At 65.9% G+C, this 25,189-nt stretch carries 21 protein-coding genes; 17 read left to right on the forward strand and 4 right to left on the reverse strand.

Features of this window, described 5'->3' with window-relative positions:
* Window positions 1-37 precede the first annotated feature (37 nt).
* Genes DIE08_RS14580 through map form a run of 3 tightly spaced genes read right to left on the reverse strand, consistent with a single transcriptional unit; the run spans window position 38 to window position 5,473 of the window.
* Window positions 38-2,005: a pseudouridine synthase gene (locus DIE08_RS14580; RefSeq protein ID WP_124902307.1), complete on the reverse strand. Its 1,968-nt coding sequence runs from the start codon at window positions 2,003-2,005 to the stop codon at window positions 38-40.
* A 16-nt stretch (window positions 2,006-2,021) separates the two neighbouring features.
* Window positions 2,022-4,598 carry a [protein-PII] uridylyltransferase gene (locus DIE08_RS14585; protein WP_124902308.1) on the reverse strand — a complete coding sequence of 859 codons (2,577 nt, stop codon included), beginning with the start codon at window positions 4,596-4,598 and terminating at the stop codon, window positions 2,022-2,024.
* Window positions 4,599-4,657: 59 nt separating this feature from the next.
* Window positions 4,658-5,473, reverse strand: coding sequence for a type I methionyl aminopeptidase (map, locus tag DIE08_RS14590; protein WP_124622445.1), 816 nt, complete (start codon window positions 5,471-5,473; stop codon window positions 4,658-4,660).
* 389 nt (window positions 5,474-5,862) lie between these two features.
* Here map and rpsB point away from each other — a divergent pair, with 389 nt between their 5' ends.
* From rpsB to DIE08_RS14670, 16 genes are all read left to right on the forward strand, one after another.
* On the forward strand, window positions 5,863-6,603 hold the full coding sequence (rpsB, locus tag DIE08_RS14595; RefSeq protein ID WP_006483818.1) for a 30S ribosomal protein S2: 741 nt from the start codon (window positions 5,863-5,865) through the stop codon (window positions 6,601-6,603).
* A gap of 162 nt (window positions 6,604-6,765) precedes the next feature.
* The gene (tsf, locus tag DIE08_RS14600; protein ID WP_034188848.1) at window positions 6,766-7,647 is read left to right on the forward strand and encodes a translation elongation factor Ts; all 882 of its coding nucleotides are present in this window, start codon (window positions 6,766-6,768) and stop codon (window positions 7,645-7,647) included.
* 155 nt (window positions 7,648-7,802) lie between these two features.
* Window positions 7,803-8,516 (forward strand): UMP kinase, encoded by a 714-nt coding sequence (gene pyrH / locus DIE08_RS14605; RefSeq protein ID WP_011885142.1) that lies wholly within the window; start codon window positions 7,803-7,805, stop codon window positions 8,514-8,516.
* Window positions 8,517-8,618: 102 nt separating this feature from the next.
* Window positions 8,619-9,179: a ribosome recycling factor gene (frr, locus tag DIE08_RS14610; protein ID WP_006752152.1), complete on the forward strand. Its 561-nt coding sequence runs from the start codon at window positions 8,619-8,621 to the stop codon at window positions 9,177-9,179.
* 48 nt (window positions 9,180-9,227) lie between these two features.
* Window positions 9,228-10,010 carry a polyprenyl diphosphate synthase gene (uppS, locus tag DIE08_RS14615; RefSeq protein ID WP_006758563.1) on the forward strand — a complete coding sequence of 261 codons (783 nt, stop codon included), beginning with the start codon at window positions 9,228-9,230 and terminating at the stop codon, window positions 10,008-10,010.
* Complete coding sequence (locus DIE08_RS14620) at window positions 10,004-10,825, forward strand: phosphatidate cytidylyltransferase (protein ID WP_124622446.1); 822 nt, start codon at window positions 10,004-10,006, stop codon at window positions 10,823-10,825. The genes uppS and DIE08_RS14620 overlap by 7 nt, the downstream gene beginning before the upstream one ends.
* A gap of 15 nt (window positions 10,826-10,840) precedes the next feature.
* On the forward strand, window positions 10,841-12,037 hold the full coding sequence (locus DIE08_RS14625; RefSeq protein WP_059599926.1) for a 1-deoxy-D-xylulose-5-phosphate reductoisomerase: 1,197 nt from the start codon (window positions 10,841-10,843) through the stop codon (window positions 12,035-12,037).
* An 11-nt stretch (window positions 12,038-12,048) separates the two neighbouring features.
* The gene (gene rseP / locus DIE08_RS14630) at window positions 12,049-13,422 is read left to right on the forward strand and encodes an RIP metalloprotease RseP (RefSeq protein ID WP_124902309.1); all 1,374 of its coding nucleotides are present in this window, start codon (window positions 12,049-12,051) and stop codon (window positions 13,420-13,422) included.
* Window positions 13,423-13,486: 64 nt separating this feature from the next.
* The gene (bamA, locus tag DIE08_RS14635) at window positions 13,487-15,793 is read left to right on the forward strand and encodes an outer membrane protein assembly factor BamA (protein WP_059599928.1); all 2,307 of its coding nucleotides are present in this window, start codon (window positions 13,487-13,489) and stop codon (window positions 15,791-15,793) included.
* A 64-nt stretch (window positions 15,794-15,857) separates the two neighbouring features.
* Window positions 15,858-16,355 carry an OmpH family outer membrane protein gene (locus DIE08_RS14640; RefSeq protein WP_174920243.1) on the forward strand — a complete coding sequence of 166 codons (498 nt, stop codon included), beginning with the start codon at window positions 15,858-15,860 and terminating at the stop codon, window positions 16,353-16,355.
* Between the two features lie 16 nt (window positions 16,356-16,371).
* Window positions 16,372-17,451 carry a UDP-3-O-(3-hydroxymyristoyl)glucosamine N-acyltransferase gene (gene lpxD / locus DIE08_RS14645; protein WP_059679984.1) on the forward strand — a complete coding sequence of 360 codons (1,080 nt, stop codon included), beginning with the start codon at window positions 16,372-16,374 and terminating at the stop codon, window positions 17,449-17,451.
* Between the two features lie 130 nt (window positions 17,452-17,581).
* Window positions 17,582-18,049: a 3-hydroxyacyl-ACP dehydratase FabZ gene (gene fabZ, locus DIE08_RS14650; RefSeq protein WP_006495559.1), complete on the forward strand. Its 468-nt coding sequence runs from the start codon at window positions 17,582-17,584 to the stop codon at window positions 18,047-18,049.
* Window positions 18,050-18,116: 67 nt separating this feature from the next.
* On the forward strand, window positions 18,117-18,905 hold the full coding sequence (gene lpxA / locus DIE08_RS14655) for an acyl-ACP--UDP-N-acetylglucosamine O-acyltransferase (RefSeq protein ID WP_124622457.1): 789 nt from the start codon (window positions 18,117-18,119) through the stop codon (window positions 18,903-18,905).
* 3 nt (window positions 18,906-18,908) lie between these two features.
* Window positions 18,909-20,078, forward strand: coding sequence for a lipid-A-disaccharide synthase (lpxB, locus tag DIE08_RS14660; RefSeq protein WP_124622459.1), 1,170 nt, complete (start codon window positions 18,909-18,911; stop codon window positions 20,076-20,078).
* Entirely contained in the window at window positions 20,075-20,719 is a 645-nt protein-coding gene (gene rnhB / locus DIE08_RS14665; protein WP_059599932.1) for a ribonuclease HII, read from the forward strand. Before lpxB ends, rnhB begins: the two co-directional genes overlap by 4 nt.
* A complete protein-coding gene (locus tag DIE08_RS14670) occupies window positions 20,716-21,498 on the forward strand; it encodes an RNA methyltransferase (protein ID WP_124902310.1) in 783 nt (260 codons plus the stop codon). Before rnhB ends, DIE08_RS14670 begins: the two co-directional genes overlap by 4 nt.
* Window positions 21,499-21,594: 96 nt before the next feature.
* Here the strand turns inward: DIE08_RS14670 and DIE08_RS14675 are convergent, their stop codons facing one another.
* Window positions 21,595-22,410: a pyruvate, water dikinase regulatory protein gene (locus DIE08_RS14675; RefSeq protein ID WP_059450011.1), complete on the reverse strand. Its 816-nt coding sequence runs from the start codon at window positions 22,408-22,410 to the stop codon at window positions 21,595-21,597.
* 376 nt (window positions 22,411-22,786) lie between these two features.
* Here DIE08_RS14675 and ppsA point away from each other — a divergent pair, with 376 nt between their 5' ends.
* Window positions 22,787-25,186 carry a phosphoenolpyruvate synthase gene (ppsA, locus tag DIE08_RS14685; RefSeq protein WP_124902311.1) on the forward strand — a complete coding sequence of 800 codons (2,400 nt, stop codon included), beginning with the start codon at window positions 22,787-22,789 and terminating at the stop codon, window positions 25,184-25,186.
* The last annotated feature ends 3 nt before the right edge of the window (window positions 25,187-25,189 follow it).

The following is a 25,189-nucleotide window of genomic DNA, read 5'->3' on the forward strand; positions in this document are numbered from 1 at the left end:
CTTTTTTCATGGCGTCGCACGCAACGCGTGCCCGCCGTCAGAACGACTCGTCAGCCGACAGGTAGCGCCATTGCCCTTGCGGCAACGCGCCGAGCATCACGCGGCCCATCCGCACGCGTTTCAGGCCGATCACTTCGAGACCGACCAGCTCGCACATGCGGCGGATCTGGCGCTTCTTGCCTTCGCGCAGCACGAAACGCAGCTGTTCGCCGTTCTGCCAGCTCACCATCGCGGGTTTCAGCGGGACGCCGTCGAGCTCGAGGCCGTGACGCAGCTTCGCGAGCGATTCCGCGGGGAAGTGCTGGTCGATGTCGATCAGCCGCTCGCCGAAGCGCACGCGCACCAGGTATTCCTTGTCGATGTCCGACTGCTCGCCGATCAGCTGCTTCGCGATCCGGCCGTTCTGCGTCAGCACGAGCAGGCCCGTCGAATCGATGTCGAGCCGCCCGGCCGGTGCGAGCGCATGCAGGTGCTGCGGTGAGAAGCGCAGTTGCGAGCGGTCGCCGCTCCACTGGTTCGCGCGCGTGATCAGCACCGATGCCGGCTCGTAGCCGTCTTCCGCCTGACCCGACACATAGCCGACCGGCTTGTGCAGCAGGATCGTCACCTGCGCGGCCTGCGCGGCGCTCGCGCGCTCGTCGATCTCGATCTTCTGGTCCGGGCGGACCTTGGTGCCGAGCGTGTCGATGCGTTCGCCGTCGACGAGCACCCAGCCCTTTTCGATCCATTCGTCCGCTTCGCGGCGCGAGCACAGGCCGAGTTCGGACATGCGCTTCGACAGGCGCATCAGGCCCGTTTCGTCGCCGTGGTCGACGTCGGCGGCGCGGCGCTTGACCGGTTGTGCGGTCTTCAGCGCGGCGCCGGTCGAGCGGCGCTCGGTGTTGCTACGCTCGCCGAAGCCGCGCTTTTCACCTGCGCCGGCTGCCCTGTCGCGGTAGGGCGCACGTGCAGCGCCTTCGGCGACCGCGCGGCGCGGACGCGCATCGTCGTCGTTGCGACGCGTCGGGCGATCGGACGACGTGCGGCGTTCGCCGAAGCTGCGCTTTTCGCCTGCGCCGGCCGCCTTGTCGCGATAGGGCACACGCGCGCCGCCTTCGGCACCTGCGCGGCGCGGACGCGCCTCGTCGTCATTGCGACGCGCCGGGCGGTCGGACGACGTACGGCGTTCGCCGAAGCTGCGCTTTTCGCCTGCACCGGCTGCCTTGTCGCGATAGGGCGCACGTGCGCCGCCTTCGGCGCCGGTGCGGCGCGGACGCGCATCGTCGTCATTGCGACGCGCCGGGCGATCGGACGACGTACGGCGTTCGCCGAAGCTGCGCTTTTCGCCGGCGCCGGCTGCCTTGTCGCGGTAGGGCGCACGTGCAGCGCCTTCGGCACCTGCGCGGCGCGGGCGTGCATCGTCGTCGTTGCGACGGGCAGGACGATCGGACGACGTACGGCGTTCGCCGAAGCTGCGCTTTTCGCCTGCGCCGGCTGCCTTGTCGCGGTAGGGCGCACGCGCAGCGCCTTCGGCGCCTGCGCGGCGCGGGCGTGCATCGTCGTCGCTGCGACGGGCAGGACGATCGGACGGTGCACGACGCTCGCCGAAGCTGCCCTTCGCGCCGTCACCGGCTACCTTGTCACGATAGGGCGCACGTGCAGCGCCTTCGGCACCCGCACGTCGCGGCCGCGCATCGGGCTTGCCGTCGGCGCCACGATGCGGACGGGCGTCGCCGCGTTCGGCGCGGCCGCCAGGCTTCGCATCGCTGCGATAGCCGCGCTCGGCGCCGCCGTCACGCGGCGCGCGCTTCGCCGGAGCGCGATCCGCACCCTCCGCGCCGCGCGGCTTGAACGCGCGTTCGCCGGCGGCGGCCGGTGCGGCGGCCTTCTTCGGACGCGGCGGCTTGTCGGCCGCGGGCGGCGCGGCGGGGCGCACCGCCTTGCGGGCGACGAGGCTGCCGGAGCGGACGGGTGCGCGGGTCGGCGACGCCGGCCGCGGATTCTTGACGGTCAATTTGGTGCGCATAAACGCTGGGATTCATTCAGACTGCGATCGCGCGCAGCAATTCGGTTTCGAGCTGGATCTGCAAGCGGTTGTCGGACAGGCCGGCACCGTCGAGCAGGAAGATGTCTTCGACGCGTTCGCCGAGCGTATTGATCCGCGCCGCGTGGACGCCGACCCGATGCTCGGCCAGGACGCGCGCGATCGAATAGAGAAGGCCCGGCCGGTCGTTGGCGGACACGGACAGGATGTAGTACTGGCCGCGTTCGTCGGCCCGGAGGTCGACGCGCGGCGTGATCGGAAACGTCCGGGACAGCCGCGACAGGCGACCCTTGGACGGCTCAGGCAGCGACGCGGTTTCGGCAAGGCGCGTCGCGAGTTGCTGTTCGACGAGATTCGCGATGTCACGATAGCGCACGTCGAGTTCGGTCTGCGTGACGATGAAGTTGTCGAGCGCATAGCCGTGCCGCGTCGTGCTGACGCGCGCATCGAGCACCGACAGTCCGTTGCGGTCGAAGTACGCGCAGATGCCTGCGAACAGGTCGGGGCGGTCCTTCACGTACACGAGCACTTGCAGCGCATCGCCGATCGGCGACGGCCGCGCGCGGACGATCGCGGTTTCGGCGTTCACGTGCCGGTACAGCACGCGCGTCTGCCATGCGATGTCGGCCGCGTCGTGGCGCAGGAAAAAGCCGATGTCGAGCTGATCCCACAGCGCGCGGTGCGCGTCCTCGGGCACGGTCTCGAGGCGCAGCAGCGCGAGCGCCTGCTCCTGCCGCGACTTCAGTTCCGAATGCGCGTCGGGATTCGCGCCGCCGAGCACCGCCAGCGTGATGCGGTACAGGTCTTCGAGGAGCTTGCCCTTCCACGTGTTCCACACCTTCGGGCTCGTGCCGCGGATATCGGCGACGGTCAGCAGGTAGAGCGCGGTGAGGTAGCGCTCGTTGCCGACGACCTCGGCGAAGCGCTTGATGACCTCGGGGTCGCTCGTGTCCTGCTTCTGCGCGACCTGGCTCATCGTCAGGTGATGCTGGACGAGCCACACGATCAGCGCCGCGTCGTCGCCGGCGATCCCGTGCTCGCGGCAGAAACGCCGCGCGTCGGCCATCCCGAGCGTCGAGTGGTCGCCGCCGCGGCCCTTCGCGATGTCGTGGAACAGCGCCGCGACATACAGCACCCACGGGCGCTCGAAATTGCCGATCAGCTGGCTGCAGAACGGGTACTCGTGCGCATGCTCGGCCACCGCGAAGCGGCGAATGTTGCGCAACACCATCAGGATGTGCTGGTCGACCGTGTACACGTGGTACAGGTCGTGCTGCATCTGGCCGACGATGCGGCGGAAATTCAGCAGATAGCGGCCGAGCACGCTCGTCTGGTTCATCAGCCGGAACGCATGCGTGATGCCTTCGGGCTGCTGCAGGATCTGCATGAACGTGCTGCGGTTCTGCGGATCGCGCCGCCACGTGTTGTTCATGATCTCGCGCGAGTTGTACAGCGCGCGCAGCGTGCGGGCGGACAGGCCCTTCACGCCGCGGGTCGCCTCGTACAGCAGGAACGCTTCGAGGATCGCGTCGGGATGGCGTTCGAACACGCCGTCGTCGACGATTTCGAGCATGCCCTGCTTCTCGACGAAGCGATCGGGCGACAGCACACGCGTGATGCCGCTCGTCGCGGGAAACAGCTGCGCCTCGATATTCTGGATCAGGATCGTCGCCAGCTGCGTGACCGCTTTCGCGGCCCAGTAGTAACGGCGCATCAGCTGCTCGCTTGCGCGTTTGGCGTGCGTCGGCTGGTAGCCGAAGCTCTCGGCGGCCTGCGTCTGCAGGTCGAACACGAGCATGTCCTGGCGGCGGCCGGCGATCACGTGCAGCCGCGCGCGCAACGTCTTCAGGAATCCTTCGTTGCGGCGCAGCTCGCGCGCCTCGCGATCGGTGATGAGGCCGCGCGTGTCGAGCTCGCGCCAGCTGCTGCCGAAGCCGGCCGCGCGTGCGATCCACAGGATCGTCTGCAGGTCGCGCAACCCGCCCGGGCTTTCCTTCACGTTCGGCTCGAGGCTGTACGGCGTGTCCTGGAACTTCGCATGGCGCTGGCGCATCTCGAGCACCTTCGCGGTGAAGAACGCGCGCGCGTCGAGCGCCTCGTGATACCGCACGGTGAAGCGCTCGAACAGCGCGGTGCTGCCGACGATGCGGCGCGCTTCCAGCAGCGAGGTCTGCACGGTGACGTCCTGCGACGCCTCCTCGATGCATTGGGCGACCGTGCGCACGCTGCTGCCGATCTCGAGGCCGAGGTCCCATGCCATCCCGATGAAGCGCTCGATGCGCGCGTCGAGCGCCGGGTCGTGCGTATCGGGCAGCAGCACGAGGATGTCGACGTCGGAGTAGGGTGCGAGCTCGCCGCGCCCGTAGCCGCCGACGGCGACGAGTGCGAGCGTCGCGGGCAGCCCGCAGTCGTCCCACACGCGCTTGAGCACATCGTCGGTGAGTTTCGACAGCGCGTGCATCAGCGACGCGACGTTCGTCGCGCTGCGAAAGCGCTCGAGCATGTCGGCCTTGGCGGCCTTGAATTCGGCGCGCCGCGACAGCGCTTCGGGCGAGGGGGCGGCGTGAGCGCTCATGGGCAGGCCGTTCAGGTCAGCAGGTCAGGGGCGGGCGGGGCGGGCTGGCGCGGCGGCGCTCAAACCGCGGCGGCTGGTTGCGCGAACACCGGGCGCGCCGGCGTGCCGGCGGACACGGTCAGCACCTCGTAGCCCGTCTCGGTGACGAGCACCGTGTGCTCCCACTGCGCGGACAGGCTGCGGTCGCGCGTCTTGACCGTCCACTGGTCGGGCATCGTGCGGATGTCGCGCTTGCCGGCGTTGATCATCGGCTCGATCGTGAAGATCATCCCGGCCTTCAGCTCGATGCCGGTGCCCGGACGGCCATAGTGCACGACCTGCGGATCCTCGTGGAATACCGTGCCGATGCCGTGGCCGCAGTATTCGCGCACGACGCTGTAGCCCTGCGCTTCCGCATGCTTCTGGATCGCATGGCCGATGTCGCCGAGGTGAGCGCCGGGCTTGACCTGGTCGATGCCGAGCCACATGCACTCATAGGTGGTCTGCACGAGGCGCTTTGCGAGGATCGAGCCCTCGCCGACGATGAACATCCGGCTGGTGTCGCCGAAGTAGCCGTTCTTGATCACGGTGATGTCGATGTTCAGCGCGTCGCCGTTCTTGATCACCTTCTCGCCCGGAATGCCGTGGCAGATCACGTCGTTGACCGAGATGCAGGTGGCCTTCGGGTACGGCGGATAGCCGGGCGGCTGATAATTCAGCGGCGCCGGGATCGTGCCCTGCTCGTTGAGCATGAATTCGTGACAAAGCCGGTCGAGTTCGGCGGTCGTGACGCCCGCGACGACGTGCGGCGTGATGAAGTCGAGCACTTCGCTCGCGAGACGGCAGGCGACGCGCATCTCGGCGATATCGTGTTCGTTTTTGAGCGTAATAGCCATCGAGGTATGCCTGGAATGCGGTGAATTGACGGATTATCGCACCTTATGGCGGGCCTCGCAGCCCCTGCCGGCGGTACCGATGCGGGTTTTCGCGGATTGTCCGGCCGGCTGCCGCGCGGCAAGCGAAAGTGCCGGGCGACTTGAGAGCCGACAAATCGGCGTGCTATACTCTCTGGCTAAGTCGACATCCAAATGCCGAACATGCCCCGTCATGGGGCGGTACAGGGCGGCATGGAAATGAAAGGCTTGCGGCACGGGCATTTTCGCACGTGCCGAATCGCAAGCCGGCGCAACCAGGGTGCCGACGCGCGGAACGAGGCGTCCTTCGGGGCGCGTTCGCGCGGCGGTACGGCAGCCGGCTTAAGACCCAACCCTCGTGGAGAATTTACATGGCAGTCACGATGCGCCAAATGCTGGAAGCGGGTGTCCACTTCGGTCACCAGACCCGTTTCTGGAACCCGAAGATGGCTCCGTTCATTTTCGGTCACCGCAACAAGATTCACATCATCAACCTCGAAAAGACGCTGCCGATGTTCACGGACGCACAGAAGTACGTGCGCCAGCTGGCAGCGAACCGCGGCACGATCCTGTTCGTCGGCACGAAGCGTCAGTCGCGTGACACGATCGCTCAGGAAGCGCAGCGCGCGGGCATGCCGTACGTCAACGCACGCTGGCTCGGCGGCATGATGACCAACTTCAAGACGCTGAAGGTTTCGATCAAGCGTCTGAAGGACATGGAAGCGGCAGTCGAGGCAGGCGAGCTCGAGAAGATGAGCAAGAAGGAAGCGCTGCTGTTCGAACGCGAAATCGCCAAGCTGCAGAAGTCGATCGGTGGCGTGAAGGACATGGGCGGCATTCCGGACGCAATCTTCGTCGTCGACGTCGGTTACCACAAGATTGCCGTGACGGAAGCGAACAAGCTGGGCGTGCCGGTCATCGCCGTGGTCGATACGAACCACTCGCCGGAAGGTGTGGATTACGTGATCCCGGGTAACGACGACTCGAGCAAGGCAGTCGCGCTGTACGCTGAAGGCGTGGCCGACGCGATCCTGGAAGGCCGTGCGAACGCGGTCAACGAAGTGGTCCAGGCAGCGCGTGGCGACGACGAGTACGTCGAGGAAAACGCGTAACTGGCCCCGAGCCGGCGCAAAAAGGGGGCTCTCAACAGGCCCCCTTTTTTTAAGCTTGTGCGCCGGACCTGATCGCGCCGAATCGGTGCGGGTCCGGAAACGATTTTCGGCCGTTCGCGTCCAAGCGGGCGGCGTTGTGAATACAGACTCAAGGAGCGAATGATGGCGGCAATTACCGCAAGCATGGTGGCAGAACTGCGCGCAAAGACCGACGCACCGATGATGGAGTGCAAGAAGGCGCTGACGGAAGCCGACGGCGATCTGGCCAAGGCTGAAGAACTGCTGCGCGTGAAGCTCGGCAACAAGGCGAGCAAGGCGGCATCGCGCGTGACGGCCGAAGGCGTCGTCGCATCGTTCGTCGGCGGCAACGCGGGCGCGCTGGTCGAACTGAACTGCGAAACCGACTTCGTCGCGAAGAACGACGACTTCCTCGCATTCTCGAAGACGGTTGCAGAACTCGTCGCGACGCAAAACCCGGCCGACGTGGCAGCGCTGTCGGCACTGCCGCTCGACGGCTCGACGGTCGACGCAGTCCGTCTGGCCCTGATCGGCAAGATCGGCGAAAACGTGTCGATCCGCCGTTTCGTCCGTTTCGAAACCGCGAACAAGATCGCAACGTACCTGCACGGCGCGCGTATCGGCGTGATCGTCGAGTACACGGGTGCGGAAGAGCAGGTCGGCAAGGACGTCGCGATGCACATCGCTGCGATGAAGCCGGTCGCGCTGTCGTCGGCAGACGTGCCGGCGGAACTGATCGAGACGGAGCGCCGTGTCGCCGAGCAGAAGGCTGCCGAATCGGGCAAGCCGGCTGAAATCGTCGCGAAGATGGTCGACGGCAGCGTCCAGAAGTACCTGAAGGAAGTGTCGCTGCTGAACCAGACGTTCGTGAAGAACGACAAGCAGACGATCGAGCAGATGCTGAAGGCAGCGAATGCGGCAGTGCAGAAGTTCGCGCTGTTCGTCGTCGGCGAAGGCATCGAGAAGCGCCAGGACGACTTTGCCGCCGAAGTGGCCGCACAAGTCGCAGCAGCAAAGCAGCAGTAAGCAGTCAGGCAGTATCCGCGGCGGGCGTCCGCTCCGCCGCGGCCGGCGGCGTCGCCGGCCGGCCGGGAACCCCGTCCGACCGTCGGCGCTTGCCCGAATCAGTATTTCGCCCCTACAGTTCGTGGTTGTCATCCTCTCGTCGCTCGGAAGCCCCTATGTCCAATGCCTATAAACGCGTCCTCCTCAAACTCTCCGGCGAAGCGCTGATGGGCGATGATGCCTTCGGCATCAATCGCGCGACGATCGAGCGGATGGTGGCGGATATCGCCGAAGTCGTGGGTCTCGGCACGCAGCTCGCGGTCGTGATCGGCGGCGGTAACATTTTCCGTGGTGTCGCGGGCGGTGCGGCCGGCATGGACCGCGCGACGGCCGACTACATGGGGATGCTGGCCACGATGATGAACGCACTGGCGCTGCAGGACGCAATGCGCCACGCCGGCATCGTCGCGCGCGTGCAGTCCGCGCTGCGCATGGACCAGGTCGTCGAGCCGTACATCCGGCCCCGTGCGATCCGCCAGCTCGAGGAAGGCAAGGTCGTGATCTTCGCGGCCGGCACGGGCAACCCGTTCTTCACGACGGACACGGCCGCCGCGCTGCGCGGTTCGGAAGTGGGCGCCGAGGTCGTATTGAAGGCGACCAAGGTCGATGGCGTATATTCTGCCGATCCGAAGAAGGATCCGTCGGCCACGCGTTACACGACGATCAGCTTCGACGAGGCGATCAGCCGCAATCTGCAGGTGATGGACGCGACGGCCTTCGCGCTGTGCCGCGACCAGAAGCTGCCGATTCGCGTGTTTTCGATCAACAAGCCGGGCGCGCTCAAGCGTATCGTGCTGGGCGAGGACGAAGGTACGCTCGTCCACGTGTAAACTCCCGCGGATGCGGGCAAGCGGCGTGGGTCGTCGGCCGCGGTGCGTGGCGCGCCGGGCGGGGCCCGCGTTCTTTGAAGGTTGGAAGGTTTGGAGGTTGAAATGAGTGTCGCTGATGTCAAGAAGGGCGTAGAGCAGAAGATGCAGCGCTCGATCGAAGCGTTCAAGAACGATCTGGCGAAGATCCGTACGGGCCGTGCGCACACCGGTCTGCTCGATCACGTGCAGGTCGACTACTACGGTTCGATGGTGCCGATCTCGCAGGTTGCGAACCTGACGCTCGTCGACGCACGCACGATCGGCGTGCAGCCGTGGGAAAAGAACATGGTCGCGAAGGTCGAGAAGGCCATCCGCGAAGCCGATCTCGGCCTGAACCCGGCGACGGCCGGCGACCTGATCCGCGTGCCGATGCCCGCGCTGACGGAAGAGCGCCGCCGCGAGCTGACCAAGGTGGTCAAGAGCGAAGGCGAAACGGCCAAGGTCGCGATCCGCAACCTGCGCCGCGACGCGAACGAAGCGCTCAAGAAGCTCGTGAAGGACAAGGAAATCTCGGAAGACGACGAGCGCCGTGCGAGCGACGACGTGCAGAAGCTGACCGACAAGCACGTTGCCGAAGTCGACAAGCTCGTGCAGAGCAAGGAAGCCGAGATCATGACGGTCTGACGACCGTCCTCGCGCGCCGCCTCTTCCCGCATTACTGTCTCAACGGCCATGACCTATACCAGCTCTACTGTTCGCGTGCCTGACGTCGGCGCCGTGCCGCGTCATATCGCGATCATCATGGACGGCAACGGCCGTTGGGCGACCGAACGCCGCTTGCCGCGCGTCGCGGGGCACACCCGCGGCGTGGATGCCGTGCGGGCGGTGGTCGAAGGCTGCGCGCGCGCCGGCGTCGAATACCTGACGCTGTTCGCGTTCAGTTCGGAAAACTGGCGCCGGCCGAACGACGAAGTGTCGTTCCTGATGCGGCTGTTCATCACCGCGCTCGAACGCGAGATCGGCAAGCTGCATGCGAACGGGATCCGCCTGCGGGTGGTGGGCGATCTCGAGCGATTCGAGCCGCGCATCCGCGAACTGATCCGCCGCGCCGAAACCAAGACGGCGCGCAACACCCGTCTCACCCTGACGATCGCCGCGAACTACGGCGGCCGCTGGGACATCCTGCAGGCGACGAAGAAGCTCGTCGAGCAGGCCGTGCGCGAGGGCCGCGAGGTCGACGTGACCGAAGACGCGTTCGCGCCGCACCTGGCGATGGCCTATGCGCCGGAGCCCGATCTCTTCATCCGCACCGGCGGCGAGCAGCGTGTCAGCAATTTCCTGCTGTGGCAGCTCGCGTACGCCGAATTCTATTTCACCGACAAATACTGGCCGGACTTCGACGGCGCGGCGCTGGCCGACGCGATCGCATCGTATACCGAGCGCGAGCGCCGTTTCGGGCGCACCAGCGCGCAGCTCGAACCACAATCGCAGAACGCCGATTCCCTTTCATGCTGAAGACCCGTGTGATCACGGCGGTCGTGATGCTGGCAGTGTTGCTGCCCGTGACGCTGTTCGCGCCGCTCACCGCGTTCGGCGCGCTGATCGGCGTCGTGCTCGTGTTCGCCGCGTGGGAGTGGGCGCGCCTGCTCAAGCTCGGCGCGACCGGTTCGGTCGTCTACGCGATCGTCGCGGCGCTGGCGCTCGCGGCGACCGCGCCGCTCGGCGTCGAAGCCGCTGCGTCCCGTCCCCTTTTTATGGCAGCTGGCGTCTTCTGGCTGCTGGTCGGCCCGTTCTCGCTGCGGCGCAAGCCGGCGCTCGCGGGCGGCGTGTGGCGGCCGTTCCTGCTCGCGGCCGGGCTCGCGGTGTTCGCGGCCTGCTGGCACGCGGTCGTCGCGGCGCGTGCGCAGGGCGTTTCGTTCGTGCTGTCGCTGCTTCTGGTCGTCTGGCTGGCCGATATCGGCGCATACTTCGCGGGCAAGGCCTTCGGAAAGCGTAAACTGGCCGTTACGATCAGTCCCGGCAAGAGCTGGGAAGGCGCGATCGGCGGCTGGCTCGCCGTGATGGTCGTCGCGGGTGTCGCGATGGCCGCGCACTGGTTCGAGCCGACCCTGTTTTCCGCACTCGCCGCGCGTTACGGGATGCCCGGCGCGTGGGCCGCGCTGACGCTGCTGGTCGTCTACAGCGTGATCGGCGACCTGTTCGAGTCGCTGCTCAAGCGTCAGGCGGGCGTGAAGGATTCGAGCGGCCTGCTGCCCGGTCACGGCGGCGTGCTCGACCGCGTCGACGCGCTGCTGCCGGTGCTGCCGCTCGCAATGCTGCTGCTTGGTTAAACCACTATTTCTGTTATGCAAAAACGTCTGACACTGCTCGGTTCCACGGGCTCGATCGGAGACAGCACGCTCGACGTGGTCGCCCGCCATCCCGAGCGTTTCTCGGTCTACGCGCTGACCGCGCACCGCAACGGCGACAAGCTCGTCGAGCAGTGCCTGCGCTTCGCGCCCGAAATCGCGGTGGTCGGCGATGCGAACACGGCGGCGCACGTCGAGGCGAAACTGCGCGCGGCGGGCAGCAAGACCACGGTGCTGTACGGGCCGCAGGCGCTCGTCGACGTGTCGAAGAGCGACGGCTGCGATACGGTCGTCGCCGCGATCGTCGGCGCTGCAGGCCTTGCGCCGAGCCTCGCGGCCGCGCGTGCCGGCAAGCGCATCCTGCTCGCGAACAAGGAATCGCTCGTGATGTCGGGCGCGATCTTCATGGACGCCGTGCGCGACCATGGCGCGATCCTGCTGCCGGTCGACAGCGAACACAACGCGATCTTCCAGTGCATGCCGCGCGACGAGAACGAACACGGCGGGATCTCGAAGATCATCCTGACCGCATCGGGCGGCCCGTTCCGTACGCGCGAGCCGGCCACGCTCGTCGACGTGACGCCGGACGAAGCGTGCAAGCACCCGAACTGGGTGATGGGCCGCAAGATTTCCGTCGATTCCGCGACGATGATGAACAAGGGCCTCGAAGTGATCGAGGCGCACTGGATCTTCGGCTTGGCCGGCGACCGGATCGACGTGCTGATTCACCCGCAGAGCGTGATCCATTCGCTCGTGTCGTACCGCGACGGCTCGGTGCTCGCTCAGCTCGGCAATCCCGACATGCGCACGCCGATCGCGCACGCGCTCGCGTTCCCGGAGCGCGTCGACGCCGGTGTCGACCAGCTCGACCTCGCGCAGATCGCACAGCTGTCGTTCGAGAAGCCCGATTACACGCGCTTCCCGTGCCTCGCGCTCGCGCTGAAGGCGCTTGAGGAGGGCGGTATCGCGAGTGCCGCGTTGAACGCGGCGAACGAAATCGCGGTCGAAGCATTTCTCGAGCGCCGAATCGGCTTCATGGCGATCGCGGCGACGGTCGATGCGGTGCTCAACGCGCTGCCGAACCGTAACCCGAACGGGCTCGACGACGTCCTTGCGGCGGATGCCGAGGCACGCCGCCTCGCCGCCGAGATCATTGCGAAAGCGCCTGCGCCACGCGTGGAGCGCGCTGTCTGAATGAGGTGCTCATGAACGTGCTGGTCGAACTGATCGCGTTTGCCGTGGCGATCGGGGTGCTGGTCGTCGTGCATGAGTACGGACATTATCGCGTCGCGCGCTGGTGCGGCGTGAAGGTGCTGCGTTTCTCGATCGGCTTCGGTCAGCCCGTCGCGCGCTGGGTCAGCCGCAGGACGGGCACTGAATGGACGCTCTCCGCGTTGCCGCTGGGCGGTTACGTGAAGATGCTCGACGAGCGTGAACCGGGGTCGAGCGTCAAGCCCGAGGAACTCGATCAGGCGTTCAACCGGCAATCGGTGTTCAAGCGCATCGCGATCGTCGCCGCCGGCCCGATCGCGAACTTCCTGTTGGCAATCGTCCTCTTTTCCGCTGTATTCGCGACTGGCGTGACCGAGCCGGCCGCGGTGCTCGCGCCGCCGGCTGCCGGCACGGCGGCGGCTCGCGCGGGCTTCGACGGCAGCGAGACGATCGTGTCGATCCGCGACGCCGACGGCGGCGAGGCCGCGCCGGTGCGCTCGTGGTCGGACTTGCGCTGGAAGCTGCTGTCCGCCGCGTTCGATCATCGCGAGGTCGTGCTCGGCGCGCGCGACGGCGGTTCGGCGACGTTCGACTTCCGCGTCGACCTGCGCAATGTTCCCGAAAGCCAGCTCGACGACGATTTCATGATGCACCTGGGCTTCGAGACCGGCGGTGGCACGCTGTCGGTCGCGTCGGTGCAGCCCGGCAGCGCGGCCGAGCAGGCGGGCCTGAAGGCCGGCGACAAGTTGCTGGCGCTTGACGGCAATCCGATTGGCGGCGCATCGCGCTTCATCGACGCGGTGAAGCACCACGCGGGTCAGGCAGTCAACCTGCAGGTCGAGCGCGGCGGCGCGACGCAAACCGTGCAGATCGTGCCGCAGGCGCAGCGCGACGATGAAACGGGGCAGCAGGTTGGCCGCATCGGCGCGTCGCTGTCGATGCACACGCCGTCGGTCGACGTGCGCTATGGGCCGATCGAGAGTCTGCGGCTCGGTGCGCACCGCACGTGGGACATTGCGATTTACTCGCTGAAGATGTTCGGACGGATGATCACGGGCGATGCGTCGCTGAAGAATCTGTCCGGTCCGGTGACGATTGCTGACTACGCCGGCAAGAGCGCGCGGCTCGGTCCGTCGGCCTTCCTGTCGTTCCTCGCCCTTGTCAGCATTAGCCTCGGGGTGCTGAACTTGCTGCCGATTCCCGTTTTGGACGGGGGGCATCTGTTATATTATCTGGTTGAAGCCGCGACCGGGAAAGCCGTCTCGGAGCGTTGGCAGCTGATTCTGCAAAGAGCCGGGTTGATCTGCATCGTCGCGTTGTCGGCGATCGCGCTGTTCAACGACCTGGCTCGGTTAATCCATTTCTGAAGCGTCAGGCGGCGGCCAGTCGGCCGCCGCCTGATTTGATGCAGCTAAATATTGGGGATGCACGTTGTTCAAACCTCATCGCTTTGTACCTAAGACAGTTGCAGCGGCCGCGCTCGCCGCGCACGGCCTCGCGGCGCATGCAGCGGCACCGTTCGTGGTGCAAGACATCAAGATCGAGGGGTTGCAGCGCGTCGAAGCGGGTTCGGTGTTTGCCTACCTGCCGATCAAGCAGGGCGATACCTTCACCGACGACAAGGCATCCGAAGCAATCCGCGCGCTGTACGCGACGGGCTTCTTCAACGACGTGCGCATCGCCACCCAGGGCAACGTCGTGATCGTGCAGGTGCAGGAGCGTCCGGCCATCGCGTCGATCGACTTCACCGGCACGAAGGAATTCGACAAGGACAACCTGACGAAGGCGCTGCGCGCGGTGGGTCTGGCCGACGGCCGCTACTACGACAAGGCGCTCGTCGACAAGGCGGAGCAGGAGCTCAAGCGTCAGTACCTGACGCGCGGCTTCTACGCGGCCGAGGTCAAGACGACGATCACGCCGGTCGACGCGAACCGCGTATCGATCCTGTTCGCGGTCGCCGAAGGCCCGAGCGCGAAGATCCGCCAGATCAACTTCATCGGCAACAAGGCGTTCAGCACCAGCACGCTGCGCGACGAAATGCAACTGTCGACGCCGAACTGGTTCTCCTGGTACACGAAGAACGACCTGTACTCGAAGGAAAAGCTCACGGGCGACCTCGAGGCCGTGCGCTCGTACTACCTGAACCGCGGCTACCTCGAGTTCAACATCGAGTCGACCCAGGTGTCGATCTCGCCCGACAAGAAGGACATGTACCTGACGGTCACGCTGCACGAAGGCGAGCCGTACACGGTGTCGGGCATCAAGCTGTCGGGCAATCTGCTCGATCGCGAAGCCGAACTGAACAAGCTGATCAAGATCAAGCCGGGCGATCGTTTCTCGGCCGAAAAGCTGCAGCAAACGACGAAGTCGATCGTCGACAAGCTCGGTGAATACGGTTACGCATTTGCGACCGTCAACGCGCAACCGGACATCGACCAGGCGAACCACAAGGTGAACCTGAACCTCGTCGTCGATCCGAGCCGCCGCGTGTACGTGCGCCGCATCAACGTGGTCGGCAACACGCGTACGCGTGACGAAGTCGTGCGCCGCGAAATGCGCCAGCTCGAAAGCTCGTGGTTCGATTCGAACCGCCTCGCGCTGTCGAAGGATCGTGTGAACCGTCTCGGCTACTTCACCAACGTCGACGTGACGACGGTGCCCGTCGAAGGCACGAACGACCAGGTCGACGTGAACGTGAAGGTCGATGAAAAGCCGACCGGCGCGATCACGCTGGGCGCGGGCTTCTCGTCGACGGACAAGGTGGTGCTGTCGGCCGGCGTGTCGCAGGACAACGTGTTCGGCTCGGGCACGAGCCTGTCGGTGAACGTCAATACCGCGAAGAGCTACCGCACGCTGACCGTCACACAGGTCGACCCGTACTTCACGGTCGACGGCATCAAGCGGATCACGGACGTCTACTACCGCACGTACCAGCCGCTCTACTATTCGACGAGCTCGAGCTTCCGGATCATCAGCGCGGGCGGCAACCTGAAGTTCGGCATTCCGTTCTCGGAAGTCGACACCGTCTACTTCGGCGCGGGCTTCGAGCAGAACCGTCTCGACGTCGACTCGAATACGCCGCAGAGCTACCAGGATTACGTGAACGAGTTCGGCCGCGTGTCGAACACGGTGCCGCTGACGGTCGCGTGGTCGCGTGACGCGCGTGACAGCGCGCTGATCCCGAGCCGCGGCTACTTCACGCAGGCGAACGTCGAATACGGCGTGCCGGTCGGCAAGATCCAGTACTACAAGGCCGACCTGCAGGCGCAGTACTACTATTCGTTCTCGCGTGGCTTCATCCTGGGCCTGAACCTGCAAGGCGGCTACGGTAACGGTATCGGCAACCCGTACCCGATCTTCAAGAACTACTACGCGGGCGGTATCGGCTCCGTGCGTGGCTACGAGCCGAGCTCGCTGGGCCCGCGCGATACGAAGACGAACGACCCGATCGGCGGTTCGAAGATGCTGGTCGGCAACATCGAGCTGACGTTCCCGCTGCCGGGCACCGGCTACGACCGCACGCTGCGCGTGTTCACGTTCCTCGACGGCGGTAACGTCTGGGGCAACGCGCCGGGCGGCACGAGTACCGGCGCGAACGGCCTGCGTTACGGCTACGGTGTGGGTCTCGCGTGGATCTCGCCGATCGGCCCGCTGAAGCTGAGCCTCGGCTTCCCGCTGCAGAAGCATGAAGGCGACCAGTACCAGAAATTCCAGTTCCAGATCGGGACGGCGTTCTGATCGAACGCATGACAACAGCAACGAGAGGGTAATTTTGCTAACCGGTAAGTTTTCGAAACGAGTGATGTGTGCGCTGACCGTTGCGCTGGCCTTGGGCGCGGCGACGGCACATGCTCAGGACGTCGCCCGCATCGCGGCGGTCAATTCGGATCGGATCCTGCGCGAGTCGGCGCCCGCCAAGTCGGCGCAGACGAAGCTCGAAGCCGAGTTCGCGAAGCGCGACAAGGATCTGCAGGACCTCGCGGCGCGTCTGAAGTCGATGTCCGACTCGCTGGACAAGAACGGCGCGTCGCTGTCGGCGGCCGATCGCGCACAGAAGCAGCGCGATCTCGCGCAGCTCGATACCGACTTCCAGCGCAAGCAGCGCGAGTTTCGCGAAGACCTGAACCAGCGCCGCAACGAGGAACTCGCGGCGGTGCTGGAGCGTGCGAACAAGGTCATCAAGCAGATCGCCGAGCAGCAGAATTACGACCTGATCGTGCAGGAAGCCGTGTACGTCAGCCCGCGCATCGACATCACCGACAAGGTGCTCAAGGCGCTCGCGTCCGGCTCGACGAACTGAACGGAGCAGACGACGAATGGCATTGACGCTTGAGGCACTCGTAAAGCGGTTCGGCGGCGAGATCGCCGGCGACGCCCAGTGCAAGGTGGGCGGCCTCGCGCCGCTCGACCAGGCAGGCCCTCAGCAACTCGCGTTTCTCGCGAATCCGAAGTACCTGTCGCAGGTCGAGACGACCCGCGCCGGCGCGGTGCTGATCGCGCCGAAGGATCTCGAAAAGCTGGGCGCGGCCGCTGATGGCCGCAATTTCATCGTGACGCCGAATCCGTACGCGTACTTCGCTCGCGTCGCGCAGATGTTCATCGATCTCGCTACGCCGCCGCGCGCGGCCGGCGTGCATCCGAGCGCGACGATCGACCCGGCCGCGCAGGTGGCCGCGAGCGCGGTGATCGGTCCGCACGTGACGGTCGAGGCCGGCGCGGTGATCGAGGACGGCGTGCAGCTCGACGCGAACGTGTTCGTCGGCCGCGGCACCACGATCGGCGCGGGTTCGCACCTCTACCCGAACGCTTCGGTGTACCACGGCTGCAAGATCGGTCCGCGCGCGATCATTCATTCGGGCGCCGTGATCGGTTCCGACGGGTTCGGCTTCGCGCCGGATTTCGTCGGCGACGGCGATGCGCGTACCGGCAGCTGGGTCAAGATTCCGCAGGTCGGCGGCGTGTCGGTTGGCCCGGACGTCGAGATCGGTGCGAACACGACGATCGACCGCGGCGCGATGGCGGACACCGTCATCGAGGAATGCGTGAAGATCGACAACCAGGTGCAGATCGCCCACAACTGCCGGATCGGGGCCTACACGGTGATCGCCGGCAAGGCGGGCATCGCGGGCAGCACGACGATCGGCCGCCACTGCATGATCGGCGGCGCGGCCGGGATCGCCGGCCATGTGACGCTTGGCGACTATGTCATCATCACCGCGAATTCGGGCGTGTCGAAGTCGCTGCCGAAGGCAGGCATCTACACGAGCGCGTTCCCGGCCGTCGACCACGGCGAATGGAACAAGAGCGCCGCGCTCGTGCGCAACCTCGACAAGCTGCGCGACCGCATCAAGGCGCTCGAGACCGCGCTGGCCGCCCAGGGCGGCACGGACGCCTGACCGACACCATGCGAGACCACGAACCGGGCACGGCCAGCGCATTCGGCCCGGTTTGCCAGACTGGGCCGCGCGGCGGCCCGCTTCAGCTTTTGCATCACCACCGCGCAGCTTCTGCGTGAGACGAACCATCATGAGCACTGAAAAAATCAATCTCGACATCCACAAGATCCTCACGCTGCTGCCGCATCGCTACCCGATTCTGCTCGTCGATCGCGTGCTCGAACTCGAGCCGCACAAGGGAATCAAAGCGCTGAAGAACGTGTCGATCAACGAGCCGTTCTTTCAGGGGCACTTCCCGAAGCGGCCGGTGATGCCGGGTGTGCTGATCCTCGAGGCGCTCGCTCAGGCAGCCGCGCTGTTGACGTTCGCGGAAGAGCAGCCGAAGGACCCGGAAAACACGCTGTACTACTTCGTCGGCATCGACGGCGCGCGCTTCAAGCGTGTCGTCGAACCGGGCGATCAGCTGATTCTGAACGTGACGTTCGAACGCTACATCCGCGGCATCTGGAAGTTCAAGGCGGTGGCGGAAGTGGACGGCAAGGTGGCGGCGGAAGCCGAATTGATGTGCACGGTCAAGACGGCCGACGCGGCGCCCTGAGCGACGCGGCACGCATGGGTAACGTAACGCGAGCAACGCGACACATCACATCGAGAGGCAACGGCGCATGACCAGGATTCATCCTACCGCGATCGTCGAACCGGGCGCGCAGATCGACGAGTCCGTCGAGATCGGGCCGTACGCGGTCGTCGGGCCGCACGTCACGATCGGCGCGCGTACGACGATCGGGTCGCACAGCGTGATCGAAGGTCACACGACGCTCGGCGAGGACAACCGCATCGGCCATTACGCGTCGGTCGGCGGCCGTCCGCAGGACATGAAGTACAAGGACGAGCCGACGAAGCTCGTGATCGGCAACCGCAACACGATCCGCGAATTCACGACGATCCACACCGGAACCGTGCAGGACGCGGGCGTGACGACGCTCGGCGACGACAACTGGATCATGGCCTATGTGCACATCGGTCATGACTGCCGCGTCGGCAACAACGTGATCCTGTCGAGCAACGCGCAGATGGCCGGTCACGTCGAGATCGGCGACTGGGCGATCGTCGGCGGGATGTCGGGCGTGCACCAGTTCGTGCGCATCGGTGCGCACTCGATGCTGGGTGGCGCCTCGGCGCTCGTGCAGGACGTGCCGCCGTTCGTGATCGCGGCCGGCAACAAGGCCGAGCCGCACGGCATCAACGTCGAAGGCCTGCGCCGGCGCGGTTTCTCGCCCGACGCGATCTCGGCGCTGCGCAGCGCGTACCGCCTGCTGTACAAGAACGGCCTGTCGCTCGAGGAAGCGAAGGTGCAGTTGCGCGAGCTGGCGGCCGCGGGTGGCGAAGGCGACGCAGCGGTCACCGCGCTCGTCGCGTTCATCGACGCGTCCCAACGCGGCATCATCCGCTAAGCGATGTCGCTCCCGACCAATCAGCTCCGGCTCGCGATGGTGGCCGGCGAGCCGTCGGGCGATTTGCTCGCGGCGTCGCTGCTCGGCGGGCTTCAAGAGCGGCTGCCCGCGTCGACCCACTACTACGGGATCGGCGGGCAGCGGATGCTCGCGCACGGCTTCGACTCGCATTGGCAGATGGACAAGCTGACGGTGCGCGGCTACGTCGAGGCGCTGGGCCAGATTCCCGAAATCCTGCGGATTCGCGGCGAACTGAAGCGCCAGCTGCTCGCGGAGCGGCCCGACGCATTCATCGGCGTCGACGCACCCGATTTCAACTTCAACGTGGAGCAGGCCGCGCGCGACGCGGGCATCCCGTCGATCCACTTCGTGTGCCCGTCGATCTGGGCATGGCGCGGCGGGCGGATCAAGAAGATCGCGAAGTCCGTCGACCACATGCTGTGCCTGTTCCCGTTCGAGCCGGCGATCCTCGACAAGGCGGGCGTCGCATCGACGTATGTCGGCCACCCGCTGGCCGACGAGATTCCGCTCGAGCCCGACACGCACGGCGCGCGTATCGCGCTGGGCCTGCCCGTGGACGGCCCCGTGATCGCGGTGCTGCCGGGCAGCCGGCGCTCGGAGATCGCGCTGATCGGCCCGACGTTCTTCGCGGCGATGGCGCTGATGCAACAGCGCGAGCCCGGTGTGCGGTTCGTGATGCCGGCTGCGACGCCCGCGCTGCGCGAACTGCTGCAGCCGCTCGTCGACGCGCATCCGCAGCTGGCGCTGACGATCACCGACGGCCGCTCGCAGGTCGCGATGACCGCCGCCGACGCGATCCTCGTGAAGAGTGGCACCGTCACGCTGGAAGCCGCGCTGCTCAAGAAGCCGATGGTGATCTCGTACAAGGTGCCCTGGCTGACCGGGCAGATCATGCGCCGGCAGGGCTATCTGCCGTACGTCGGCTTGCCGAACATCCTGGCGGGGCGCTTCGTCGTGCCCGAGCTGCTGCAGCATTTCGCGACGCCCGAGGCGCTCGCCGATGCGACGCTCACGCAGCTGCGCGACGACGCGAACCGTCGCACGCTGACCGAAGTGTTTACCGAAATGCATCTCTCGCTGCGGCAGAACACGGCCGCGAAGGCGGCCGAAGCGGTCGTGCGCGTGCTCGAACAACGCAAGGGGCGCGCATGACGGCAGCTCGTGCACCACGCCGCCGCGCGTCGAGCGACGTGCAGGGCGGCTTCGACTTCAGCAGGCCCGACGAGATCGTTTGTGGCGTCGACGAAGCGGGCCGCGGCCCGCTCGCGGGGCCGGTGGTGGCCGCTGCGGTGATCCTCGACCCGGCCCAGCCGATCGACGGGCTCGACGATTCGAAGGCGCTGTCCGCGAAGAAGCGCGATGCGCTGTACGACCTGATCGTCGCGCGTTCGCGCGCGTATTGCGTCGCGTCGGCTAGCGTCGACGAAATCGATACGCTGAACATCCTGCACGCGACGATGCTCGCGATGAAGCGTGCCGTCGAGGGGCTGTCGGTCCTGCCGACGCTCGCGCAGATCGACGGCAACCGCTGCCCGACGCTGACGGTGCGTGCCGAGGCGATCGTCAGCGGCGATGCGCTCGTACCGAGCATCTCGGCCGCGTCGATCCTCGCGAAGGTCACGCGCGACCGCATGCTCGTCGACCTGCACGAACGCTTCCCGGTGTACGGTTTCAACGTGCATGCGGGCTACGGCACCGCGAAACACCTTGCCGCGCTGCGCGAGCACGGCCCGTGCGAAGCGCACCGGCGCTCGTTCGCGCCCGTGCGCGCGGCACTCGATCTGATTCGATGAAAAGCATTACTTCCCGCGACAACCCGCTGTACAAGCGCCTGAAGGCGCTCGCGGGTTCGACGCCCCATCAGCGCCGCAGCGGCCAGGCGCTGCTCGAGGGTTTCCACCTCGCCAGCGCGTATCTCGATACGGGCGCGACACCCGAGCTGTGCGTCGCGACCGAAGGCGCGCTCGCGCACGACGAAGCGCAGGCGATCATCGCGCGCGTCGACGCGCAGCGGGTCGTCACGCTGCCCGACGCCTTGTTCGGGCAACTGTCGAACGTGGTCAGCGGTGTCGGTTTCCTGTTGCTCGTCGACCGGCCCGCGCAGCCGCTGCCGGAGCGCGTCACGCACACGTCGGTCGTGCTCGACGGCGTGCAGGACGCCGGCAACGTCGGCTCGATCCTGCGCAGCGCGGCGGCGGCCGGCGTGCGGCACGTATTCTGTGCGCCGGGCACCGCCTATGCGTGGTCGTCGAAGGTGTTGCGTTCCGGCATGGGCGCGCATTTCCTGCTGTCGATCCATGAAGACGTTGATTCTGCCGTGCTCGCCGAACGCCTCGACGTGCCGGTCGCGCTGACCGATTCGCACGGCGCGCAGGCAGTCTACGACTGCGACCTGGCCGGCCCCGTTGCATGGGTGTTCGGCAACGAGGGTGCCGGCGTATCGGCATTCTGGCGCGACGCGGCCACGCATCGCGTGACGATTCCGCAGCCGGGCGGGATGGAGTCGCTGAATGTTGCCGCAGCAGCAGCGGTGTGCCTGTTCGAGCAGGTGCGGCAGCAGCGGCCTGCGTGATGCCGCATGCGGGCATTTCGCACCACAAAAAAGGCCGCGTTCGACGCGGCCTTTTTGTTTCCGGCGGCGGCCAGGTGGCCGCAAGCGCGCAGGCGCTCAGTACGACTGCCGGTCGAGGCGGATTTCCTGCAGGATCGTCGTCGCGATCTCCTCGATCGACTTGTGCGTCGACGACAGCCACTTGATCCCTTCGCGGCGCATCATCGCTTCGGCCTCGTTGATCTCGTAGCGGCAGTTCTCGGGTGCCGCGTACTTGCTGCCCGGCCGGCGCTCGTTGCGAATCTCCGACAGGCGCTGCGGGTCGATCGACAGCCCGAACAGCTTGTCGCGATGCGGCGACAGCGCCGACGGCAGCTTGCCGCGCTCGAAGTCTTCCGGAATCAGCGGATAGTTGGCTGCCTTCACGCCGTACTGCATCGCGAGATACAGGCTCGTCGGCGTCTTGCCGCTGCGCGACACGCCGACCAGGATCACGTCGGCCTCCGACAGGTTGCGGTTCGACTGGCCGTCGTCGTGCGCGAGCGAGAAGTTGATCGCCTCGATCCGCGTCTTGTATTCCTCGGTATCGGCGTTCTGGTGGCCGCGGCCCATCGCGTGGCTCGACTTCAGCTCCAGTTCCTGCTCGAGCGGCTCGACGAAGCGCTGGAACATGTCCAGCACGAGCGCGTTCGAGCGCTTGACGATGTCGTTCGACTCGCTGTCGACGAGCGTCGTGAACACGATCGCACGGCGGCCGTCGTGCACCGCGGCTTCGTTGATCTTCTCGACGGTCGCAAAGGCCTTGTCGAGCGAGTCGACGAATGGCAAGCGCACGAGGCGGAATTTCTGGTCGAACTGGGAGAGGATCGAGTGCGCGAAGGTTTCGGCAGTGATCCCGGTGCCGTCGGAGACGATGAAAACGGTAGGCAGCATGAATCTGGGCGTCGAACGTGAAGGGCGGTTGCGCGGGCAGCTGGAGGTTCGCCTCCAGACGCAGTGAGAAGGTCGCGCCACATCCGGCAGCCGGCACGGTAGAATAGCGGCAACCTGTTGGATAAGCAATTGCGGGGGCAGGGTGCGAACGGCACCTCGGGCTGGCCGTGATCGATCTGAAACTCCCGGCAAGTTCGGCGATTTGTCTGAATGTATCGCCTTTCTGCCGGGATTTTTGCAAATCGGGTCGGAAGATTTTCCGCTGCTGCGATTGTTTCTCCAACAGGTTGCGCAAGACGCGCCGCGCCTTTTTGCAAGCGCCCGCGTCCGAGCCCACTTGCGCAATCGAGCATTTTTTTCACACTTAGGGGCTTGTATGACTAACGCAGCAAACGTCGCAAAGGACCAGGCGTATGTAATCCCGTTCGAGCAGTTGCGGATGACCGATGTGGAGATCGTGGGCGGCAAGAATGCGTCGCTCGGCGAGATGATCAGCCAGCTTTCCGAAGCAGGCGTTCGCGTACCCACCGGTTTCGCCACGACCGCGCTCGCATTCCGCGATTTCCTCAAGCATAACGATCTGACCGATCGCATCGCCAAGCGTCTCGAGTCGCTCGACATCGACGACGTGAAGGCGCTCGCCGAAGCCGGTGCCGAAATCCGCAAGTGGATCGTCGATGCACCGCTGCAGGCGCGTCTTGAGCAGGAAATCCGCGCACAGTTCGAAATCCTGAAGAACGGCTCGCCGGCCGAGCTGTCGTTCGCCGTGCGTTCGTCCGCGACCGCGGAAGACTTGCCCGACGCATCGTTTGCCGGTCAGCAGGAGTCGTACCTGAACGTCGTCGGCATCGAGGACGTGCTCGATCGTATGAAGCACGTGTTCGCGTCGCTGTACAACGACCGCGCGATCTCGTACCGCGTGCACAAGGGCTTCACGCACGCCGAAGTCGCGCTGTCGGCCGGCGTGCAGCGCATGGTCCGCTCGGACGTCGGCGCGGCCGGCGTGATGTTCACGATCGACACCGAATCGGGCTTCAAGGACGCCGTGTTCATCACGTCGAGCTACGGCCTGGGCGAAACCGTCGTGCAGGGTGCTGTGAACCCGGACGAGTTCTACGTATTCAAGACGACGCTCGCACAGGACAAGTACCCGATCATCCGCCGCTCGATCGGCTCGAAGCTGATCAAGATGGAATTCACGCAGCCGGGCGAGCCGGGCCGCGTGAAGACGGTCGACGTGCCGCACGAGCAGCGCAACCGCTACTCGATCACCGACGAAGACGTGATCGAGCTGGCGAAGTACGCGGTCATCATCGAAAAGCACTACCAGCGTCCGATGGACATCGAGTGGGGCAAGGACGGCCGCGACGGCAAGATCTTCATCCTGCAGGCGCGTCCGGAAACGGTGAAGAGCCAGGCGACCGGCAAGGCCGAGCAGCGCTTCAAGCTGAAAGGCCAGTCGCAGGTGCTGGCGACGGGCCGCGCGATCGGCCAGAAGATCGGCGCAGGCCCCGTGCGCGTGATCCAGGATCCGTCGGAAATGGAACGCGTGCAGCCGGGCGACGTGCTGGTGGCGGACATGACCGACCCGAACTGGGAGCCGGTGATGAAGCGTGCGGCGGCGATCGTCACGAACCGTGGCGGCCGGACCTGCCACGCGGCGATCATCGCGCGTGAGCTCGGCGTGCCGGCAGTTGTCGGCTGCGGCGACGCGACCGACGTGCTGAAGGACGGCGCGCTCGTCACGGTGTCGTGCGCGGAAGGCGACGAAGGCAAGATCTACGACGGGCTGCTCGAGACGGAAGTCACGGAAGTGCAGCGCGGCGAACTGCCGGAAATTCCGGTCAAGATCATGATGAACGTCGGCAACCCGCAGCTCGCGTTCGACTTCTCGCAGTTGCCGAACGCCGGCGTGGGCCTCGCGCGTCTCGAGTTCATCATCAACAACAACATCGGCGTGCACCCGAAGGCGATCCTCGAGTATCCGAACATCGACCAGGATCTGAAGAAGGCCGTCGAGAGCGTCGCGCGCGGTCACGCGTCGCCGCGCCAGTTCTACGTCGACAAGCTGACGGAAGGCGTTGCGACGATCGCCGCGGCGTTCTATCCGAAGCCCGTGATCGTGCGTCTGTCCGACTTCAAGTCGAACGAGTACAAGAAGCTGATCGGCGGTTCGCGCTACGAGCCGGACGAGGAAAACCCGATGCTGGGCTTCCGCGGCGCGTCGCGCTACATCGCCGAAGACTTCGCGCAGGCCTTCGAGATGGAGTGCCGTGCACTGAAGCGCGTGCGCGACGAGATGGGCCTGACCAACGTCGAGATCATGGTGCCGTTCGTGCGGACCGTGAAGCAGGCGGCGCGCGTCGTCGGCCTGCTCGAGAAGTTCGGCCTGAAGCGCGGCGAGAACGGCCTGCGCCTCGTGATGATGTGTGAAGTCCCGACCAACGCGATCCTCGCCGAAGAGTTCCTCGAGCACTTCGACGGTTTCTCGATCGGTTCGAACGACCTCACGCAGCTCACGCTCGGCCTCGACCGCGACTCGGGCATGGAACTGCTGGCCGTCGACTTCGACGAACGCGACCCGGCCGTCAAGTTCCTGCTCAAGCGGGCGATCGATACCTGCCGCAAGATGGGCAAGTACGTCGGTATCTGCGGCCAGGGCCCGTCCGATCACCCGGACTTCGCGCAATGGCTGACCGACGAAGGCATCGTGTCGATCTCGCTGAACCCGGACACGATCATCGATACGTGGCAGGCACTCGCCAACCGGAAGTAACGG

The organism is Burkholderia sp. Bp9004, assembly GCF_003858025.1.
Lineage (GTDB): Bacteria > Pseudomonadota > Gammaproteobacteria > Burkholderiales > Burkholderiaceae > Burkholderia > Burkholderia diffusa.

Coding starts and splice junctions, on each gene's coding strand:
- fabZ (WP_006495559.1), top strand. CDS start 17,582: ATGAGCACTGAAAAAATCAATCTCGACATCCACAAGATCCTCACGCTG.
- frr (WP_006752152.1), top strand. CDS start 8,619: ATGAGTGTCGCTGATGTCAAGAAGGGCGTAGAGCAGAAGATGCAGCGC.
- DIE08_RS14620 (WP_124622446.1), top strand. CDS start 10,004: ATGCTGAAGACCCGTGTGATCACGGCGGTCGTGATGCTGGCAGTGTTG.
- uppS (WP_006758563.1), top strand. CDS start 9,228: ATGACCTATACCAGCTCTACTGTTCGCGTGCCTGACGTCGGCGCCGTG.
- lpxA (WP_124622457.1), top strand. CDS start 18,117: ATGACCAGGATTCATCCTACCGCGATCGTCGAACCGGGCGCGCAGATC.
- rnhB (WP_059599932.1), top strand. CDS start 20,075: ATGACGGCAGCTCGTGCACCACGCCGCCGCGCGTCGAGCGACGTGCAG.
- map (WP_124622445.1), bottom strand. CDS start 5,473: ATGGCTATTACGCTCAAAAACGAACACGATATCGCCGAGATGCGCGTC.
- ppsA (WP_124902311.1), top strand. CDS start 22,787: ATGACTAACGCAGCAAACGTCGCAAAGGACCAGGCGTATGTAATCCCG.
- pyrH (WP_011885142.1), top strand. CDS start 7,803: ATGTCCAATGCCTATAAACGCGTCCTCCTCAAACTCTCCGGCGAAGCG.
- DIE08_RS14585 (WP_124902308.1), bottom strand. CDS start 4,598: ATGAGCGCTCACGCCGCCCCCTCGCCCGAAGCGCTGTCGCGGCGCGCC.
- DIE08_RS14675 (WP_059450011.1), bottom strand. CDS start 22,410: ATGCTGCCTACCGTTTTCATCGTCTCCGACGGCACCGGGATCACTGCC.
- DIE08_RS14580 (WP_124902307.1), bottom strand. CDS start 2,005: ATGCGCACCAAATTGACCGTCAAGAATCCGCGGCCGGCGTCGCCGACC.
- rpsB (WP_006483818.1), top strand. CDS start 5,863: ATGGCAGTCACGATGCGCCAAATGCTGGAAGCGGGTGTCCACTTCGGT.
- DIE08_RS14625 (WP_059599926.1), top strand. CDS start 10,841: ATGCAAAAACGTCTGACACTGCTCGGTTCCACGGGCTCGATCGGAGAC.
- DIE08_RS14640 (WP_174920243.1), top strand. CDS start 15,858: ATGTGTGCGCTGACCGTTGCGCTGGCCTTGGGCGCGGCGACGGCACAT.
- DIE08_RS14670 (WP_124902310.1), top strand. CDS start 20,716: ATGAAAAGCATTACTTCCCGCGACAACCCGCTGTACAAGCGCCTGAAG.
- tsf (WP_034188848.1), top strand. CDS start 6,766: ATGGCGGCAATTACCGCAAGCATGGTGGCAGAACTGCGCGCAAAGACC.
- lpxD (WP_059679984.1), top strand. CDS start 16,372: ATGGCATTGACGCTTGAGGCACTCGTAAAGCGGTTCGGCGGCGAGATC.
- lpxB (WP_124622459.1), top strand. CDS start 18,909: ATGTCGCTCCCGACCAATCAGCTCCGGCTCGCGATGGTGGCCGGCGAG.
- rseP (WP_124902309.1), top strand. CDS start 12,049: ATGAACGTGCTGGTCGAACTGATCGCGTTTGCCGTGGCGATCGGGGTG.